Annotated in this window: 16 protein-coding genes; 3 read left to right on the top strand and 13 right to left on the bottom strand. The window is 68.4% G+C overall.

Annotated features, from left to right (window positions below; translation table 11 throughout):
* Positions 1-278: 278 nt before the first annotated feature.
* From EU555_RS03265 to EU555_RS03220, 10 genes are all read right to left on the bottom strand, one after another.
* Complete coding sequence (locus EU555_RS03265; protein ID WP_135413021.1) at positions 279-2,504, bottom strand: xanthine dehydrogenase family protein molybdopterin-binding subunit; 2,226 nt, start codon at positions 2,502-2,504, stop codon at positions 279-281.
* 22 nt (positions 2,505-2,526) lie between these two features.
* Positions 2,527-3,495 (bottom strand): FAD binding domain-containing protein, encoded by a 969-nt coding sequence (locus EU555_RS03260; protein WP_135413020.1) that lies wholly within the window; start codon positions 3,493-3,495, stop codon positions 2,527-2,529.
* An 11-nt stretch (positions 3,496-3,506) separates the two neighbouring features.
* Positions 3,507-4,178, bottom strand: coding sequence for a 2Fe-2S iron-sulfur cluster-binding protein (locus EU555_RS03255; RefSeq protein WP_135413019.1), 672 nt, complete (start codon positions 4,176-4,178; stop codon positions 3,507-3,509).
* Between the two features lie 172 nt (positions 4,179-4,350).
* Positions 4,351-5,037 carry an urease accessory protein UreF gene (locus EU555_RS03250; RefSeq protein ID WP_425375078.1) on the bottom strand — a complete coding sequence of 229 codons (687 nt, stop codon included), beginning with the start codon at positions 5,035-5,037 and terminating at the stop codon, positions 4,351-4,353.
* Positions 5,030-5,539 (bottom strand): urease accessory protein UreE, encoded by a 510-nt coding sequence (locus tag EU555_RS03245; RefSeq protein WP_135413018.1) that lies wholly within the window; start codon positions 5,537-5,539, stop codon positions 5,030-5,032. The genes EU555_RS03250 and EU555_RS03245 overlap by 8 nt, the downstream gene beginning before the upstream one ends.
* 28 nt (positions 5,540-5,567) lie before the next feature.
* On the bottom strand, positions 5,568-6,050 hold the full coding sequence (locus tag EU555_RS03240; protein WP_135413017.1) for a DUF29 domain-containing protein: 483 nt from the start codon (positions 6,048-6,050) through the stop codon (positions 5,568-5,570).
* A 28-nt stretch (positions 6,051-6,078) separates the two neighbouring features.
* Entirely contained in the window at positions 6,079-7,806 is a 1,728-nt protein-coding gene (gene ureC / locus EU555_RS03235) for an urease subunit alpha (RefSeq protein ID WP_135413016.1), read from the bottom strand.
* Positions 7,806-8,366: an HD domain-containing protein gene (locus EU555_RS03230; protein ID WP_245524117.1), complete on the bottom strand. Its 561-nt coding sequence runs from the start codon at positions 8,364-8,366 to the stop codon at positions 7,806-7,808. Before EU555_RS03230 ends, ureC begins: the two co-directional genes overlap by 1 nt.
* Positions 8,363-8,983: an urease subunit gamma gene (locus EU555_RS03225; protein ID WP_135413015.1), complete on the bottom strand. Its 621-nt coding sequence runs from the start codon at positions 8,981-8,983 to the stop codon at positions 8,363-8,365. Before EU555_RS03225 ends, EU555_RS03230 begins: the two co-directional genes overlap by 4 nt.
* 106 nt (positions 8,984-9,089) lie before the next feature.
* The gene (locus tag EU555_RS03220) at positions 9,090-9,938 is read right to left on the bottom strand and encodes an urease accessory protein UreD (RefSeq protein WP_135413014.1); all 849 of its coding nucleotides are present in this window, start codon (positions 9,936-9,938) and stop codon (positions 9,090-9,092) included.
* A 220-nt stretch (positions 9,939-10,158) separates the two neighbouring features.
* On the opposite strand from EU555_RS03220, the gene EU555_RS03215 reads away from it, so the two are divergent.
* The 3 genes from EU555_RS03215 (at position 10,159) to EU555_RS03205 (ending at position 14,225) form a co-directional block, all read left to right on the top strand.
* Positions 10,159-11,487, top strand: a complete 1,329-nt coding sequence (locus EU555_RS03215) for an NAD(P)/FAD-dependent oxidoreductase (RefSeq protein WP_135413013.1) — start codon at positions 10,159-10,161, stop codon at positions 11,485-11,487.
* A 755-nt stretch (positions 11,488-12,242) separates the two neighbouring features.
* Positions 12,243-13,034: a hypothetical protein gene (locus EU555_RS03210; protein ID WP_135413012.1), complete on the top strand. Its 792-nt coding sequence runs from the start codon at positions 12,243-12,245 to the stop codon at positions 13,032-13,034.
* 96 nt (positions 13,035-13,130) lie between these two features.
* Entirely contained in the window at positions 13,131-14,225 is a 1,095-nt protein-coding gene (locus tag EU555_RS03205) for a GSCFA domain-containing protein (protein ID WP_135413011.1), read from the top strand.
* A gap of 442 nt (positions 14,226-14,667) precedes the next feature.
* Here the strand turns inward: EU555_RS03205 and EU555_RS03200 are convergent, their stop codons facing one another.
* Genes EU555_RS03200 through EU555_RS03190 form a run of 3 tightly spaced genes read right to left on the bottom strand, consistent with a single transcriptional unit; the run spans position 14,668 to position 18,556 of the window.
* Complete coding sequence (locus EU555_RS03200) at positions 14,668-15,645, bottom strand: NAD(P)-dependent oxidoreductase (protein ID WP_135413010.1); 978 nt, start codon at positions 15,643-15,645, stop codon at positions 14,668-14,670.
* 11 nt (positions 15,646-15,656) lie between these two features.
* On the bottom strand, positions 15,657-17,513 hold the full coding sequence (locus EU555_RS03195) for a TRAP transporter large permease (protein ID WP_135413009.1): 1,857 nt from the start codon (positions 17,511-17,513) through the stop codon (positions 15,657-15,659).
* Between the two features lie 26 nt (positions 17,514-17,539).
* Positions 17,540-18,556 (bottom strand): TRAP transporter substrate-binding protein, encoded by a 1,017-nt coding sequence (locus EU555_RS03190; protein WP_135413008.1) that lies wholly within the window; start codon positions 18,554-18,556, stop codon positions 17,540-17,542.
* Between the last annotated feature and the right edge of the window lie 57 nt (positions 18,557-18,613).

The raw sequence follows: 18,613 nt of genomic DNA, 5'->3' as shown, positions 1-18,613 counted from the left end.
CCATCCGCGACCTCATCCTGAGGTGCTGGCGATCGAAGATCGCACTCGCAGGGAGCCTCGAAGGAGGCCTCCAGAGGTCGCGGGGACATCTGGAGGCCTCCTTCGAGGTCAGTCGATTTCCAATCGACCGACACCTCAGGATGAGGTCGTGGATTGGATGAATTTAAAACGTGTAATGTGGTTCTAAGCAATCAAACAGGCTCTTACGTTGCGCGCGTCGCCCAGGCAGGGCCGGGGCAGTCGGGACTTGCGTCCTCAGCCCGGCCTACTGCGCAGGGTCAGGCCCGCCGCTGACCGGTCTCCCTGGCGGTGAACCCGTCCAGGACCTTGTCGAGGGTCAGCGGATAGTCGCGGATCCGGATGCCCGTCGCGTTATAGACTGCGTTCGCCACGGCCGCGCCCGCGCCGCAGATGCCGAGCTCGCCCAGACCCTTGCTCTTCAGCGGGTTGGCCTTGTCGTCGAGCTCGGGCAGGAACACCGCGTCGATCTCCGGCAGGTCGGCATGGACCGGGACGTGGTACTCGGCGAGGTCGTGGTTGACGAAGGTGCCGTAGCGCGGATCGACCTCGATCGCCTCCATCAAGGCCGCGCCGACGCCGAACACCATGCCGCCGATCGCCTGCGAGCGCGCGGTCTTCGGGTTGAGGATCCGTCCGCCGGTGAACACGCCGAGCATCCGCCGCAGGCGGATCTCGCCGGTGTCCGCGTCGACGCCGACCTCGGCGAAGTGCGCGCCGTAGGAATATTGCGAGAACCTCTTCTCGTTCTCGCCCGGCTTGATCTCGCCCTCGGCTTCGAGGCCGGAGCCGATCAGGTCGCGCAAGGCGGCCGAGCGGTTGCCCGAGGTGATGCGGCCATCCGCGAAGACGGCGTTCTCCGGAACGAGATCGGTCTTGGCCAGGAGCTGCCGGCGCAGGTCCTCGCAGGCCATGTAGAGCGCCGAGCCCGAGGAGGCGGCGCCGAACGAGCCGCCCGAGCCGGAGGACATCGGATCGGCGGTGTCGCCGAGGATCATCCGCACCCGGGAGACCGTCACGCCCAGCATCTCGGCGGCGATCTGGCTCAGGATCGTGTAGGTGCCGGTGCCGATATCCGTCATCGCCATCCGGGCGGTGAGGGTGCCGTCCGGGTCGAGGCGCACCCGCGCCTTGGCAGGCTGGAGCGGGTTGAGGCGCGCCGCCGCCGCGACGCCGGTGCCGACCATCCATTGCCCGTCCCGCACCGAGCCGGGCTTCGGGTTGCGCCTGTCCCAGCCGAAACGCCGCGCACCCTCGCGCAGGCAGGGCACGAGCTGGCGGGTCGAGAACGGGACGTGCTTCTCCGGGTCCTGGGCCGGCTCGTTGCGGATCCGCAGCTCGATCGGATCGAGGTTCAGCGCCTCCGCCAGCTCGTCCATGGCGCATTCGAAGGCCAGCATGCCGACCGCCTCGCCGGGTGCCCGCATCGAGGAGGCCATCGGCAGGTTGAGGTTCGCCAGGCGATGCGCCGTCAGGCGGTTGGGTGCGGCGTAGAGCGAGCGGGTGACGTTGGCCGAGGTCTCGAAGAAGCTGTCGCCCGGAGACGTGTCTGACCAGGATTCGTGTGCGATGGCGGTGAGCTTGCCGTCGCGGTCGGCGCCGAGGCGCACCCGCTGCACCGTGTCCGAGCGGCGCGTCGTGACGTGAAAGACCTGCTGGCGGGTGAGCGCGATCTTCACCGGCCGCCCGTTCAGGTTCTTCGAGGCCAGGGCCGCCAGGATTGCGTCGGCCTGCGGCTGGAGCTTGCCGCCGAAGCCGCCGCCGATGAAGCGGCTGATCAGGCGCACATTGTCCTTCGGCAGCCGGAAGACCGAGGCGAGGGCGTCCTGGCCGCGGTTCGGCATCTGGTTGGCGGTGATCAGCGTGACGTGATCGCCCTCCCAGGCCGCGATCGTGGCGTGGGGCTCCATCATCGCGTGGCTCTGCACCGGGGTGGTGTAGCGCGCGTCGATCTTGACGGGTGCGGCCGCGAAGCCGGAATCGAAGTCGCCGAGGCGCGAATCCGGCGGCGTCCTGGCCTTCTCGGGCTTCCGCGCCTCGGCCAGCGCCTCGGCCAGCACGTAGGCCCCCGTCTCCTGGTCGTACGTGACCCGCACGGACGCCGCCGCCGCCCGGGCCTCCTCGAAGCTCTCGGCCACCACCAGGGCGACCGGCTGGCCGTAATGCGCGATCTCGGTGCCGGTCAGCAGCGGGCCGACCTGCTCCTTCTTCTCCCCCTGGGGCGGCACGTTGCGGTGGGTGAGCACGTGGACGATGCCGGGCATCCGCTCGGCGGTCGCGGTGTCGATGTCGCGGATGCGGCCCTTGGCGATCGTCGCGGTGACGACGAAGCCGTAGCCGGGATTCTTCATCTCCCGGCTCTCGTAGGCGTAGGTCGCGTGGCCGGTCACCTTCAGGGGGCCGTCGACGCGGTCGATCGGCTGGCCGACCGGGCCGTCGGCGTGCGTGTCGAGGGGCGTGATGCCGATCGGCTGGCTCATGTCCATGGCGGTTCTCCGAATCCGGCGATCAGGCGCGCAACGCGTCCGCGACCGCGGCCGCGAGGGTGCGCTTGGCGAGCGGGATCTTGAAGTCGTTGGCGCCGTAGCCGCGGGCGCCCTTCAGCGCCGCCTCGCCGGCGGCGCCCACGCCCTCGCGCACCAGTGCGTCCTCGGCCTCCGCCACCCGCCACGGCTTGTGGGCGAGGCCGCCGAAGGCAAGGCGGGCCGAGCGGATCGTGGTCCCGTCCGCCTCGATCACCGCCGCCACCGAGACCAGCGCGAAGGCGTAGGACGCGCGGTCGCGCACCTTGCGGTAGACGTGGCGGCCCTTGACCGGCGCCGGCAGGGTCACGGCGGTGATGATCTCGCCGGGCTTGAGATTGGTCTCGATCTGCGGCGTGTCGCCGGGAAGACGGTGCAGCTCGGCGATCGGGATCTGTCGCTCGGCCCCCTCCGGTGTCACGGTCTCGACCGTGGCGTCCAGCGCCCGCATGGCGACCGCCATGTCGGAGGGGTGGGTGGCGATGCAGTGCTCCGAGGTGCCGACCACCGCCAGGATGCGGTTGAAGCCCTGGATCGCCGAGCAGCCGGAGCCGGGCTGGCGCTTGTTGCACGGCATCGCCGTGTCGTAGAAGTAGGGGCAGCGGGTGCGCTGCAGGAGGTTGCCGGCGGTGGTCGCCTTGTTGCGCAGCTGGCCCGAGGCGCCGGCGAGCAGCGCGCGAGAGAGCACGCCGTAGTCCCGCCGCACCCGCGCGTCGGCGGCGAGATCGGCGTTGCGCACCATCGCGCCGATGCGAAGCCCGCCCTCCGGCGTCGCCTCGATCCGATCGAGCGACAGGCGGTTGACGTCGACGAGGTGGGCCGGCGTCTCGATCTGCAGCTTCATCAGGTCGAGGAGGTTGGTGCCCCCGGCGATGAAACAGGCGTTGGCTTGAGACGCCACGGCCTTGGCGGCGTCGGTGATGCTGGCGGGGCGCTCGTAGGTGAAAGCCTTCATGGGTCGCCCCCTCAGATCCGCGTCGCGGTGCCGCCGGCATCGCGGATCGCCGCGACGATGTTCGGGTAGGCGGCGCAGCGGCAGATGTTGCCGCTCATCCGCTCGCGGATCTCCGCGTCGGTCAGAGCGACCGGGGCGGTGAGGTCCTGCGTCACGGTCGAGGGCCAGCCGGCCTTGGCCTCGTTGAGCATGCCGGCGGCCGAGCAGATCTGGCCCGGCGTGCAATAGCCGCACTGGAAGCCGTCATGCTTGACGAAAGCGGCCTGGAGCGGGTGCAGCTGATCGCCCTCCGCCAGGCCCTCGATGGTCCTGATCTCGTCGCCCTCGTGCATCACCGCCAGCGTCAGGCAGGAATTGATCCGCCGGCCGTTGACCAGCACCGTGCAGGCGCCGCACTGGCCGTGGTCGCAGCCCTTCTTCGAGCCGGTGAGCCCGATGCGCTCGCGCAGCGCGTCGAGGAGCGTGGTGCGCGGGTCGACCTCGAGCGGCCGGGCCTGGCCGTTGACCTGGAGGGTCACGGGCAGGCGGGGCGTCGCCAGCTCGGCGGCGGGGGCCTGGGGCGCTTGCGCCGGCGGGGTCGCGGCCCGGAGCGGCCCGGCAAAGCCCAGCACCGCTGCGGCAGCGACGCCGCTCTCGAGCACGCTCCGGCGGGTGGGGCGCTGCGCGGTATCGGACGTGTCCATGGTGCCTCCCGGCCCGAAAACGAGGTGACGGCGCGGCAGGGCGCCTGCGCCGACGCGGCCGTTGGGCCGCGAGGCGATCGCTCACCAAACGTTCGGACGGGCGGCAGGGTCCCGGGGGTGGGGCGGGTGCGGCATCGCGCGCGAGAGGGATGGATGCGCAGCCGACGCGAGCCTACGACCGGAAGATCCGCGTGTACTGCGTCTCGTGCCGGAACGAGCCGAGGTCCAGCCGCACCGTCGCGGTGCCGGCCTCGTCGAGGGGCAGGCCCTCCACCGCCCCGGCCAAGGCCGCGGCCCTTGGCATCAGGGCGGCGACCACGCGCGTGCCGGCGGTCTGGCCGACGGGCGCGAGGCGCAGGGAGGCCGAGACGAGGTTCTGCAGGAAGGCCGCGAGATAGGCCGCCAGCACCGTGCGGCGGTCGAGCCCGTGCGCGCCCGCAGCAGTGCCGACCGCGACCGGGTAGGCCACCGCGCCGTCGAGGCGAGACGCGAGATCGGCGAGGCGCGGCGTGTCCCAGGCGGCGCGGGTGGCGTCGAGGAAGGAGCGGCCCTGCTGACTGGTCTCCAGGTGCAGTTCCCGCGATGGGCTCAACGCCAGGGCGAGGTCGTTCACCGCGACCAACGCCTCGGCGTCGCCCGCGGCCGCCGCCGCGTGGGCGTGGGCGGCCAGGATCGCGTCGCTGCGGCCGGCGCCGTGCGTGAGCACGTCGGCGAGCCAGTCCCGCAACGTCGCCTCGTCGCGCACGTCGCCGGCCTCCACCGCCCATTCGAGGCCGTGGGAATAGGCATAGGCCCCCACCGGGTAGCCGGGAGAGAGCCAGGCGAGCAGTACCAGCGCGTCCGGAACCGCCTCAGCCATGGGCATGATCGTGCGCGTGGCCGTGATGGTGGTGCTGCCCGTGGCCATGTCCGTGATCTTGGGAATGCCCGCCCGCATAGGCGCCGCCCTCGGGCCGGAACGGCCGCTCCACCGGGGTCGCGGTGCCGCCCAGGCCCTCCACCATCGCGGCGAGCACGTGGTCGTGGGCGATCCAGAGCGCGTCGGTGCCGATCTCGGCCGGGATGTGCCGGTTGCCGATGTGCCAGATCAGCCGCTTGAGCGCGTGGTCGGTCGGCGCCCGGATCTCGAGCAGTTTCTCGGGCGCCGCCTCGACCCAGACGAGGCGGCCGTCCTCGAGCCGGAGCGCGTCGCCGTCGTCGAGCACCGCGGGCTCGGGCAGGTCGAGCAGGAAGGCGAGGCCGCCGACGCCCCGCATCGCCATGCGGCGGCGGTGGCGGTCGCCGGAATCGAGCACGATGCGGTCGACGATCTCGCCGGCGGCGAGCGCGTCGCGGCGGATGACGCGGGTGGCGCGGATCATGGGGCGATGTGGTTCCACTCGAAGATGGTCAGGTAACATCCGGCTCCTCCGGACCCGGATAGAACCGCTCGTCGAGTATATCCGCCAGCGTGTACGGGCAATCCGGCGGGAAGCTCCGCTCCGGCAGCCCTGTCTCGTCGGCGGCCCGCACCCGGGCGAGGCGATAGGCCTTGCCCACCACCTCCGCCGGCCAGCCGCGCAGGCTCGGGCTCATCGTCACGAGGTCGTCGAGGTTGACGCGCTGCTCGACGATCGTCGCCCGCCAGCCGTACTTCCGCTGCTGCGGCTGGAACTCCCACTTCAGCAAGTGGTGCAGCAGGATGGTCAGGCGGCTGCGGATCTCGGATTTCTGCGAGCCGCCCAAGTCGGCGATCTCCTCGGCCAAAGCCTCGCGGTCGAGCACGGCCCAGCGGCCGGCCCGGATCAGCGCGGCCTGCGCTTGCGTCCAGAGGAAATAGTCGGTCTCGGGCGAGACGCCGGCATCCGGCCCCCGTTCGGCGAGCTTGGGCATGGTCGAGCCTCCTGCACGCCAGATTACCTCAGAACAGGAAGTAGCGCTGCGCCATCGGCAGCACCTCGGCGGGCTCGCAGACCAGCAATTCGCCGTCGGCGCGCACGTCGTAGGTCTCGGGATCGACCTCGATCACCGGGGTGGCGTCGTTGTGGATCATGCTCTTCTTCGAGATGCCGCCGCGCACGTTCTCGACCGCGACCAGCTCCTTCATCACGCCGAGCTGCTCGCGCAGGCCCGCCTCGATCGCGGCCTTCGACACGAAGGTGAGCGCGGTCATGGCCGGCACCCGCCCGAAGGCGCCGAACATCGGGCGGTAATGCACCGGCTGCGGCGTCGGGATGGAGGCGTTGGGATCGCCCATGGGCGCCGCCGCGATGGCGCCGCCCTTGACGACGAGGTCGGGCTTCACCCCGAAGAAGGCCGGCGACCACAGAACGAGGTCGGCGAGCTTGCCGGGCTCGATCGAGCCGATATGGCGCGAGAGGCCGTGGGCGATGGCCGGATTGATCGTGTACTTGGCGACGTAGCGCTTGGCCCGGGCGTTGTCGTGGCCCGTCGTGTCGCCCGGGAGCGCCCCGCGCTGGCGCTTCATCTTGTCGGCGGTCTGCCAGGTGCGGATGATGACCTCGCCGACCCGGCCCATCGCCTGGCTGTCCGACGACATCATCGAGAGCGCGCCGATATCGTGCAGGATGTCCTCGGCGGCGATCGTCTCCTTGCGGATCCGGCTCTCGGCGAAGGCGAGGTCCTCGGGGATCGACGGGTCGAGGTGGTGGCACACCATCAGCATGTCGAGATGCTCGTCGATGGTGTTGCGGGTGAAGGGCCGCGTCGGGTTGGTGGAGGAGGGCAGCACGTTCGGCAGCCCCGCCACCTTGATGATGTCCGGCGCGTGGCCGCCGCCGGCGCCTTCGGTGTGGAAGGCGTGGATCGTGCGGCCCTTGAACGCCGCGATCGTGTCCTCGACGAAGCCCGACTCGTTGAGCGTGTCGGTGTGGATCATCACCTGGATGTCGTGGGCGTCCGCCACCGACAGGCAGCAATCGATCGCCGCCGGCGTGGTGCCCCAGTCCTCGTGCAGCTTCAGCGCGCAGGCGCCGGCCCGGATCATCTCCTCCAGGCTGTCGGGCTTCGAGGCGTTGCCCTTGCCGGCGAACGCCAGGTTCATCGGGAAGGCGTCCGCCGCCTCGATCATCCGGGCGATGTGCCAAGGCCCCGGCGTGCAGGTGGTGGCGAAGGTGCCGTGGGCCGGCCCCGTCCCGCCGCCGAGCATGGTGGTGACGCCGGAATTCAGCGCCTCGTCGATCTGCTGCGGGCAGATGAAGTGGATATGGCTGTCGAACCCGCCGGCGGTGAGGATCTTGCCCTCGCCCGCGATCACCTCGGTGCCCGGCCCGACCACGATGGTGACGCCGTCCTGGATGTCCGGGTTGCCGGCCTTGCCGAGGGCCGCGATGCGCCCGCCCTTCAGGCCGACATCGCACTTCACGATGCCCCAGTGATCCAGCACCACCGCGTTGGTGATGACCGTGTCGACGGCGCCGCCGGCATTGGTCGCCTGGCTCTGCCCCATCCCGTCGCGGATCACCTTGCCGCCGCCGAACTTCACCTCCTCGCCGTAGCGGGTGTGGTCGTGCTCGACCTCGATGACGAGGGAGGTGTCGGCGAGGCGGATGCGGTCGCCCTTGGTCGGCCCGAACATTGCCGCGTAGGCGGCGCGGGGAAGGCTGGCGGGTTTCGGGGTGTTGGACATCAGGCCACTCTCCGCGCCGCGACGGCGGATTGATCGAAGATCGATTCGAGGGCTGCATTCGTGCCGCGGCACCCGGCCACGACGCTCTCGGCCCAGGTGACGTAAGCCAGAACCCGTGTCCGGTCCCAGTCGTCGGGCGGGCTCGATGCCAGGGATCGCAGATTGCTGATCTTGTCGGCGATCTTGATCGCCTTGGCATCCTGCGACTTGTGCGGCGCCCGTTCGACCTGAAGGCGCTTGCGCTCTGCCTTGGGAAGCGACTTGTCATCGCTGACCTCGGCCACGAGGTCGGCGATGACGGAGCCGAACAATCCAGCGAGTTCGTCGTGGGTCGTGCCGGTATCCTCGATCGTGTCGTGGAGCCAGCCGGCCGCGACCAGCCAGGCGTTCGGCTCGTCAACGGTGTCGGCGAGGAGCGTGGCGACTTCCGCGAGATGATTCACGTAAGGTTCCCGAGCAGCGCCCTTCCGACGCTGGTCCGCATGCCGGCGGGCTGCAAAGTCGGCCGCCCGCGTGACGAGCGCGACGTGATCGCGCAGGATGTCGTCGTAGGGGCTCACAGAGCCCCCATCACGTCACCCCGGAACCCGTACACCGCGCGCCCGCCGCCCATCGGGATCAGCACGACCTCCCGGGTCGATCCGGGCTCGAAGCGCACGGCGGTGCCCGGGGCGATGTCGAGGCGCTGGCCGCGGGCCTTGTCGCGGTCGAAGCGGAGCGCCGGGTTGACCTCGAAGAAGTGGTAGTGCGAGCCGACCTGGATCGGCCGGTCGCCGGTATTGGCGACCTCGATCATCGTGCGGGGCAGGCCCTCGTTGAACACGATCTCGCCGTCCGGCGTCGTCACGGCGCCCGGCACCTCGGTCGCGGGGGTGCCGCGGATCGGGTGGTGGACGGTGACGAGCTTGGTGCCGTCCGGGAAGGTCGCCTCGACCTGGATGTCGTGGATCATCTCCGGCACGCCCTCCATCACCTGGTCGGCGGTGAGGACCTGGGCGCCGAGCCGCATCAGCTCGGCCACGGTGCGGCCGTCGCGGGCGCCCTCGACCACGAAATCGGTGATCAGCGCCACCGCCTCCGGATGGTTGAGCTTCACGCCCCGGGAAAGGCGGTTGCGGGCCACCATCGCCGCCATGGCGACGAGGAGCTTGTCCTTCTCGCGGGGGGTCAGCAGCACGGGCGCGTCCTCTGGGTCAGTGATGCCTCCATCCTTCGCCGAGGCTTGGCCGCGAGGCAAGATCAGGTCTTGAGCAGACGTCAGGAGCAAGAACCGAGCCGCCCGGTCAGGTCTGCCACACCCGCGGCAGCGGCCGGCCGCGGAAGCCGTCGAGGATCCGCGCCGCGGCGAGGCGCAACGCGCCGATCTCCGCCCCGAGCAGGCGCAGCACCAGCATCCCGTTCCAGGCGCTGGCGCCGGCCTCGACCGACAGGTCATCGCAGCCTGCCGCCTGGATCAGCTCGCGGGCCTGGTCGAGCCGGCTCTCGGCGTCGGGGGCGAGGTGGAGGAGCGTCGCCATCGCGCGGGCGCCGCCGGCGACCGCCCGCCGGGCGAGCTTGTCGGCGATGTCCGCCTCGAGCCGGAACGTGTCGGCGTAAGCGAGCCGCCCGGCCCGGCGGATGCGCCAGGCATCGGTGAGCGCGCCGTCGCGCATCACCTCGCCCTTCGCGGCGCGGCCGAAGACCAGGGCCTCGAACAGGGTGAGCCGCGCATCCGGGGCGACCTCGGCGGAAAAGCTGCGGGCGAGGCGGGCGCCGTCGAACAGGATCGTCTCCTGAGGCAGCCAGGCGAGGGCAGCGCCGGCCTCCAGGCTGAGCGCCACGTCGAGCCGCGTCAGAGGCCCGTCCGAGCGGTAGATCTTCTCCGCCGCCGTGGTGGTGAGGACGAGGTCGGCGCCTGCCGCCAGCCGTGCCTCGACGGTGAAGCGGTCGCCGCAGGCGATGCCGCCGGCGCTGTTGAGCAGCACCGCCTCCATCGGGCCCGGCTCCGGCCGCGGCAGGCGCAGGCGCAGGGGGCCGGATTCGGCGAGGTCGGTGGTCCGGGTGGTGCCGCCCGGCATCCGCGCCACCGCGAGCGCGACGTGCCCGATCGAGCGCTGGCGGCGGAGGGCGTCGGGAACGGGGGAATGCTGCATCGGGAGCCTGAGGCGGGCGCGGAGGACCCTTCCAGCCACGCTTAGACCGCGCCGGCGGCCCGGCAGGCAAGCCCCCGGCAGCACGGGAGGATCCCGCGGCACGGGATGATGCCGCCGCGCCGCCCGGCCCGCGGCAGAATCTGCCGGAAAGCCCGCGCTCTCCGGCGTCTTCCCCGCGGGCGCCCCTGCTAGGCTCGCCCCGTCAACGGGAGCCGCCAGGATGCCAGCACCTCTCCTCCACATCGACACCACGCCGGACCTGCCGGACGCGGTCGACGTCGTGGTGATCGGCGCCGGCGTGGTCGGGACCTTCGCGGCCTATTACCTCGCGCGCCGGGGCATCCGCGTGGCGCTGGTCGAGAAGGGCCGGGTCGGGGCCGAGCAGTCGAGCCGCAACTGGGGCTGGTGCCGCCAGCAGAACCGCGACTCCCGCGAATTGCCGATGGCGACGAAGAGCCTCGACCTGTGGGAGCGCCTCGCCGCCGAGATCGGCGAGGACCCGGGGTTCCGCCGCTGCGGCCTGCTCTACCTCAGCAACGACGAGGCCGAGATCGCCCGCTGGGCCAGGTGGCGCGACTTCGCGGCGGGCGAGGGCGTCACCACCCACATGCTGAGCGAGACCGAGGCGCGCGGGCGCGGCGAGGCCACCGGGCGGAGCTGGAAGGGCGGGGTGTTCTCGCCCAGCGACGGCATCGCGGATACCGCGCGGGCGGCGCCGGTGGTAGCCCGCGGCGTGATGAAGGCCGGCGGCAGCGTGCACCAGTTCTGCGCCGCCCGCGGCCTCGAACTCGCGGGCGGGCGGGTCGCCGGGGTCGTGACCGAGACGGGCACGATCCGCACCAGGACCGCCGTGATGGCGGGTGGCGCCTGGGCGTCGTCGTTCTGCCGCCAGCTCGGCATCCGCTTCCCGCAGGCTGCGATCCGCTCGTCGATCCTGGCGGTCGGCCCCACCATCGCCGGCCTCCCGGACGCGCTCCACACCGCCGATGTCTCGGTGACCCGCCGCGGCGAGAGCGGCGGCTACACCCTGGCGATCAGCGGGCGGGCCAGCGTCGATCCGACCCCGCAGCAGATCCTGTTCGCGCGCGAATTCGTGCCGATGTTCGCCCGACGCTGGCGCGCCCTGCGGCCCGGCGGGCCCGAGGGCTGGCGCAGCGGCCACGAGACCGCCGCGCGCTGGCGCCTCGACGAAGAGACCCCGATGGAGCGCATGCGCATCCTCGATCCCCGCCCCGACCCGCGCCTCGTCGCCGAGACGCACCGGCGGGCGCTGGAGTTGCTGCCGGCCCTGCGCGGCACGGAGATCACCGCCTCCTGGGCCGGCTACATCGATTCGACCCCGGACGGCGTCCCGGCGATCGGCGAGGTGACGGGCGTGCCGGGCCTGATTCTGGCGGCGGGCTTCAGCGGCCACGGCTTCGGCATCGGCCCGGGTGCCGGCCACCTCATCGCCGACCTCGTCTCGGGCGCCGACCCGATCGTCGATCCGCGTCCGTATCATCCGGACCGGTTCGAGGCCTCGGCCTGGGGGAAGGTGGCGGAGTTCTGAGGCGGCAACCGGAAGACGACCACGGGGCGTCGCGTCGCGAGCGCGCACGGCGACGCATCGGCTCGGGGCTCTGCCGCCCGAACGCGGACCCGTGTCGCGATCAAGGCCGTGATCCCCGCCACTTCGCCGTCGAAACCGGGGACCGCGTCGCAGGGGAGCCTGTCACGACCGACCGGACCTTCTTTCCCGTCGGACCTTCCTGCCCCAGTCCATGCGAGCGCTCTCCGGCAGCGTGGAGGAGATGCGCGAGATCCTCTCGCGACGGGGCCCCTCGAACGTCAATGCGGCCGGTTCGTTCCTTCTCAGACACTCACGAACGCCGCAGATGATTATTCCTCTCTCACGAGACACATGTTGAGATGCCCTGGTCCAATGCACCACGCGATCTCTCTCGATCCGTTCATTCGCAGATGTAAACAGTCTCAGTCGGCAAATTTGACTCGCAATCGGATAAAAAATCAGCTTTGTTTCGATTATTATATTTTTTAAATTGCCAGCGACAATAGATTTTTTGGCCCGTTTTTTAAATACTAAGCCATTAGATATGAATAAAAATTCGGATATCGACAATATAAATTGTGTTTAATTTCGATATAAAGCGAGCAATTCGGATATTTGGAGATTGCCTACTGCTGTGGTATTGACAGCCGCATGAGCCCCAGGGGGCGCAAAATATGTGACGGCGCCGAGAACAGACAAGATATATCAGACCTCATGACAGTACAGGTAATTCCTAATTATAAAGGAGCTTGGTTTTGAAGCGCTTAGCAGTCGTCATACTCGGCCATAGCCATCTGTCTTCGGTTGTCAATCATCTTGCAACAAGAGAGGCAGAAACTGATCATAACTCGCCGGCTATAGAATATTACGTTTTCAACACGATAAAACACGGGGTAGACTTCCGATTTTCTGTTGAGGACGGTGCAGCGATCGTACTCAATCCTAGGATAAAATCTCTTGTTGAAGAAAATATACAAAATAGAGATTTTATATGGCTGTCGATGTTTGGCGGGAATGCTCATAACGCATTGACACTTTTGGAGCACCCGCGTCCTTTCGATTTTATTTTGCCTGAGAATGTTCAGCTGCCGCGAATTCCCAAAGCGGAACTGGTTCCTTATTCTTATATTGAAAGCTTCATCCATAAAATGGCGGAGCTTTATATCCTCAATACGGTATGCTTACGTCATGCTGTTATGGAGGATGTTTTGCATATTGAATCCCCTCCGCCCAACGGCGACGACAAATATGTGATGGAGCATTTGGAGAATTATTTTAGGGAGCAATCCAGTCTCCCTCGCATTGCGCCTCGCATCTTGCGATACAAGCTCTGGCGCACTCATTCCCAAATCATCAAGTCGGCATGCGAGGCTAACAATATAAAATTCGTCGATGCTCCGAGCGAGGCGTGTGACCCGGAGGGTTATCTTGTTCCTTCGGGCTACTCAGGCGACTCCACCCATGCAGGCCCTTGGTATGGTGGCCTCATTCTCAAGCAAGTCGAAAAAATGTATGGATTGCCGTATGGCGGATGGTCCTGGCTTTAACACGTTGGAAGACGGAAATTTGTGAGATTCTCGCTGGTGTTCCGCGCAGGCGCCCGAGAGGATCATCACGCGATCGACGTCAGAAAGGAAATAACTATGGCTGGCAGCAGCAGATCGAAGCATCCTTACAGGGATCTGTCCGACTATACACGCTGGAGCAAAGCGGTTTCGTCACCTGATTACGCTGATGTCGATCCCGTATCCAATTTTCCGTTTCGCATCACCGCCGACGAGAAGGTTGCAACGGCGGGAAGCTGCTTTGCACAACACATTGCCAGGCATCTGAGCAAGAGCGGGTTCAACTATTTCGTCACCGAGGACGGTCATCCTCTCGGAGATGCCGATCTGAAAAATAAATTCAACTACGGCGTCTATTCAGCGAGATACGGAAACATTTACACCTCGAGACAGCTTCTTCAGCTGTTCAAAAGAGCGTTCCTGCTGTTCAAGCCTTCGGAAGGCCCTTGGATTGAAAATGATGGGATCATCGATCCATTCAGGCCGGCCATTCAGCCAGGCGGATTTAAGACCCTGGTTGAATATGATGAAGATCGCAAGCAGCACCTCCGAGCGGTGAGGCGAATTTTTGATGAGTGTGATGTCTTCGTATTCACTCTGGGACTGACAGAACATTGGTACTGCCGATCCGACGGCGCTGCGCTTCCCGTCTGCCCTGGCGTTGCCGGTGGCACGTTCGATCCTGAGCGCTACGGCTTCGCCAACCTGACGGTCGCGGAAGTCGTCACGGACATGTCGGAATTCATTTCGCTGTTCAGAGAGGTCAATCCCCGCGTCAAGATCATCCTGACGGTCTCTCCTGTCCCGCTTGCCGCGACAGCTGAGAATCGTCACGTGCTGGTCTCCACCGTGTACTCAAAGTCCGTACTGCGCGTTGCAGCGGAGGAGTTGACGAGCAAGTTCAAGGATGTCGCTTATTTTCCCTCTTACGAGATTATTACCGGCAATTTCAATCGAGGCAGATATTTTGCAGACGACCTGCGATCGGTCACGGAGGATGGCGTCACGCACGTCATGAGGCTGTTCCTCGACCACGCCACCGATTTATCGACGCCGAGAGAAGTCAGGCAATCAAAGCCAGACAATCAGTACAACTTCATCAACGAAATGCAGAATGTCGTTCAGACGACATGCGAGGAAAACCTCATCGAATCCTCGATGTCCAACTCCTGAAGAACAATAACCATCAAGTCATTCGACGGTACCCGACGATCGCGAGTCCAGGACTGGCGTGATCCGGGTACCGCCCGGGTCGGACCGTGTCCTGCGTGGCGCGGGGGTGAGCGGAACATGATTCCACGCACCTCCGCGGGCCGATGGCGGAACTCTTCCGGTCGGGCATCACGAACGGCGTCACGAACGGCTGCCCCCGGAAGGGCGGTCCGCGCGAGCATGGTCTCTCAGCCACCCTCCGCAATCGCGTCAGCGGGAGGTCGCGGCGCAGCGTCCGGACCGCCTTGTTGACGCCCAAGGCCGGGGCCGGCCGCATTGGCCGAGGTCGACATCGTCCAGGTTGAAGCCGAGCCGCATCGGTGTGCCCTCGGCGGTTGACTTCACGGCCCTGGGCAAGGTCGAGGTGATCGCGACGGTCTCCGCAGCGCCCTGGCCAGGCGGCTCACGGCCGCCGGGACCAGCTCTCCGGATTGACCGCCCCCTTCGGCACCTCTCCCGCCAGGATGGCGCGGACCTGCCCGACCGTGTCGAAGGCCTGCGCCGCGATCGCCGGCGGCGTGAGGCCGCCGATATGCGGGGTGGCGATGACGGTCGGCAGCCGCGCGAGGTCGGGCGAGGGCATCTGGTCGGTGGCGCGTCCGACATCCATGGCGGCGCCGGCGATCCGGCCCCCGGTGAGCGCCGCCGCGAGCGCCGCCTCGTCGACGAGGTTGCCGCGGGACAGGTTGATGAACACCGCGTCGCGCCGCATCCGCCCGAGGGCGGCCTCATCGATCAGGTTCTCGGTCGCCTCGGTGGCGACCGCCAGGCACACGACGATGTCGGCCTCCGCCATGAGCGTCTCGAACGCCACCTGCCGTGCCTGGCCCGCCGGGACCGTGACGTGGGGATCGGAGACCAGCACCACCATCCCGAGATGGGCGGCGATGGCCGCGAGGTTCCGGCCGATCGCCCCGTAGCCGATGATGCCGAGGCGGCTGCCGGCGAGCTGGCGCCCCATCCGCACCTCGGGCGCCCGGCCGGCGTGATAGTCTCGCGTCGCCCGCGAGATGCCGCGCGACAGGTCGACCATGAACCCGAGCGCGAGTTCGGTGACCGAGGCGACGAAGCCCGGCGAGGCGTGGGTCACCAGCACCCCGGCCCGGCTCGCCGCCGCGACGTCGATGGTGCGGATGTCGACGGCGCAGCGCAGGAATCCCTTGAGGCGGGGCAGGGCGGAAAAGACCTCGGCCGGGCCGGCGGTGAGCCGGTCGGCGATGACGAGGTCGACATGCGCCGCGGCCGCCATGAGGGCGACGGGATCGAGAGGCGCATCGCGCTCGTGCAGCACCACGTCGGCGAGGGCGCGCAACTCGGCGAGCGCGTGCGGGCCGTAATACTGCTCGCGCGTCTGCGGCGTATGCGTCAGGAGCACTTTCATCCCGGCCTCCCTCAGTATCCCAGCAGCCGCGGCAGCCCGGTGCTGAGGACCGGCACGAAGGCAATCAGCAGCAGGCAGGCGAAGATCAGGCCGAGATAGCCCAGGATCGGCCTGACCGTCCGCTCGATCGGCACGTGGCCGATCAGGCAGGCGCCGTAGAGGCCGAGGCCCAGCGGCGGGGCGAAGAGCCCGATCCCCATCGCGATCACCAGCACGACCCCGAAATGCAGGGGATCGATGCCGAGCTGGCCGGCGACCGGCATCAGCAGCGGCCCGAAGATGATGAGGGCCGCCGCGCCCTCCAGCACCGAGCCCATCACGATCAGGATCGCGATCGAGAGCAGCATGAACAGCCAGGTGCCGCTCGATTGCGACAGGCCGACCATCAGGTCGCCGAGCGCGTGCGGCACCTGCTGCAGCGTCAGCACGAAGGCGAGCGCCTGGGCCGCCGCGACGATGAACAGGACGAGGCCCGAGCGCGTCGCCGCGTGGACGAAGGACCTGGCCAGGGCGCGCCAGCTCAGTTCGCCGAACACCGCCGCGCCGACCACGATCGCGTAGAGGACCGCGAAGGCCGAGCTCTCGGTGGCGGTGGCGAACCCGCTCTTGAAGCCGATGAAGATCATCGCGATCAGCCCGAGCGAGACGATCGCGCCGATCCACATCCGCCGCAGCGAGCCGTCCGGGACGATCTCGGCGGCGAGAGCCGCCTTGGTGCCGAACAGGACCGACACGCCGATGAGCGCCGCCGCCATCAGGGCGGAGGGGATGAGCCCGGCCATGAACAGCCCGCCGATCGACAGGTTGGCGACGAAGCCCAGGATGATGAGGTTGATGCAGGGCGGGATCGTCTCGGCCATGACGGCCGAGGCGGCGAGCAGAGCCACCGCCTGGCCGGGATCCTGGCGCGAGCGGCGCGCCGCCGGAATCAGCACCGAGCCGACCGCGGCGACATCCGCCATCTTCGAGCCGGAGATGCCGGAAAAGAGCACCATCGACAGCACCATGACGACGTTGAGCCCGCCCCGCATCCGCCCGACCAGGCGTTGCAAGAGCTCGATGAGGCGCACCGACATCCCGTTCGCCTCCATCAGGTAGCCGACCAGGATGAAGAACGGGATTGCCAGCAGCACGAAATTGTCAATGCCGCGCGCCATCTGCTGGGCGAAGATCACGCCGGGCAGGTTGCCGTCGACCCAGATGTAGATGAGCGCCGCGAGCGCGATCGAGAAGCCGATCGGCAGCCCGCCGACGAGGGCGACGACGAAGCCGATCCCCATGAACCAGCCGGGATCGGGCAGCGACTCCGGCGCCAGCGCCGCGATACCCAGGAAGCCCCCGGCCGCGAGGGCGAGGAGGCCTGCCGCCTCGGCGAGGTCGCGCCGCGGCCGGCGCAGGGCGATGTCGAGGGCGAAGACCGTCATCAACAGCGCGCCGCCGCCCATCGGCAGGAAGGTCCATTCGAGCGGCAGGCCCGAGCCGGTGGTCTGGCCGGCGGTGAGCCAGCCGAGGCGGAGCGCGTTGTAGGAGACGATCGCGGAGATCACCGCCACCAGCACGGCGCCGAGCGCGTCGAGGCGCCGACGCGCTGCCGGTCCGAGCCGGTCGGCGAAGAAGGTGACGCCCGGATTCTCAGCCCGCGCCACCGCGCTCGCGGCGCCGAAGAAGCTCGACCCGACCATCAGCCCGCGGGCGACGTCGTCCGACCACTCGACCGGCGCCCCGAACAGCGAGCGCGCCAGGACCGAGCCGATGACGACGACGAGGTCTGCGGCGAGCAGGAATGCCGCGACGGCGTCCGAGCAGGCGAGGAGGTGCGCGACGGGACCCCGTCCCGTGCCGAGGGCGGAGGTGGCCGGAGCATGCATCGGCGGCGATCCTTGAGGCCCGGGTCTCAGGCAGCCGTCGCGCGGATCTGCTCGACGACCGGCTTCGCCTCCGGCCGGTTGCGCAGGAACGCCTCCATCTGCGGCGCGACCCGCTGGCGAAACGCCTCGCGCTCGCACGCGATGACGGTCACGCCCTTGTCGCGCAGGAGGGCGAGCGCCTCCTTCTCCACCGCCAGGCCATGGGCGCGGGTCTCGGCCGCTGCCTTCTTGGCCGCCTCGAGGAATTTGTCGCGCAGGCCTGCGTTCATCCGGTTGTAGGTCGCGTCGCTCAAGTAGAGCGCCAGGGGCGAGAAGTTGTGCTGCGTCAGCGAGTAGAACTTCGACGTCTCGTAGAACTTGCTCGCCACCATGGTCGGCGGGTCGTGCTCGAGCCCGTCGATGACGCCGGCCTGGAGCGCGGTGTAGATCTCCCCGAAGGCGAGCGGGGTGGCGGCCGCACCCATCAGGCGCAGGCACTCGGTGATGACCGGATTGGGCAGGGTGCGGATCTTTTGGCCCGCCAAATCCTCAGGCGTGCGCACCGGCTTCTTCGACAGCACGCTGCGGGCGCCGAAATTGTAGGCCCAGGCGATGATGCGGATGCCGCCGGCGCGCAGGAGCGCCTCCTCGACCGGGCGCGCCGCGCCGGCCTCGAAGGCTTTCGTCTGCTGCTCGAAGCTCGAGAAGAGGTAGCCGAGGTCGAAGGTGCCGACGAGCGGCACGACGTTCGCCGCGATGGAAGACCCCGACACCATCATGTCGATCACGCCGAGCTTGACCGAGTTAATGACGTCGATCTCCTGGCCGAGCTGGTTGTCGGGAAAGAAGCTGACCTGGATCTGACCGTCGAGGCCGTCCTGGCGCAGCTGGCCGACCAGCCGGTCGTAGAAGACCCGGCCGTTGCCGAATTTCGGGTCGTTCGCCTGCGAGGAGGACAGGCGCAGGCGCAAGGCCGCGGCCTCGGCCCGGCCGATCAGGGCGGGGGCGGCGAGCGCCAGGGTTCCGGCGGCGCGCAGGACGCTGCGGCGGTCGAGTGCGGTCATGGGTGTCCTCCCGCGGCGCTGCCTTGGCCGGCGCGCCCTTTGGTCGTATTGTATGAC

Origin of the sequence: Methylobacterium nonmethylotrophicum, from assembly GCF_004745635.1 — a bacterium.
GTDB lineage: Bacteria > Pseudomonadota > Alphaproteobacteria > Rhizobiales > Beijerinckiaceae > Methylobacterium > Methylobacterium nonmethylotrophicum.
Note: the sequence above shows the minus strand (reverse complement) of the source record. Positions and strands in the feature narration are given on the sequence as shown.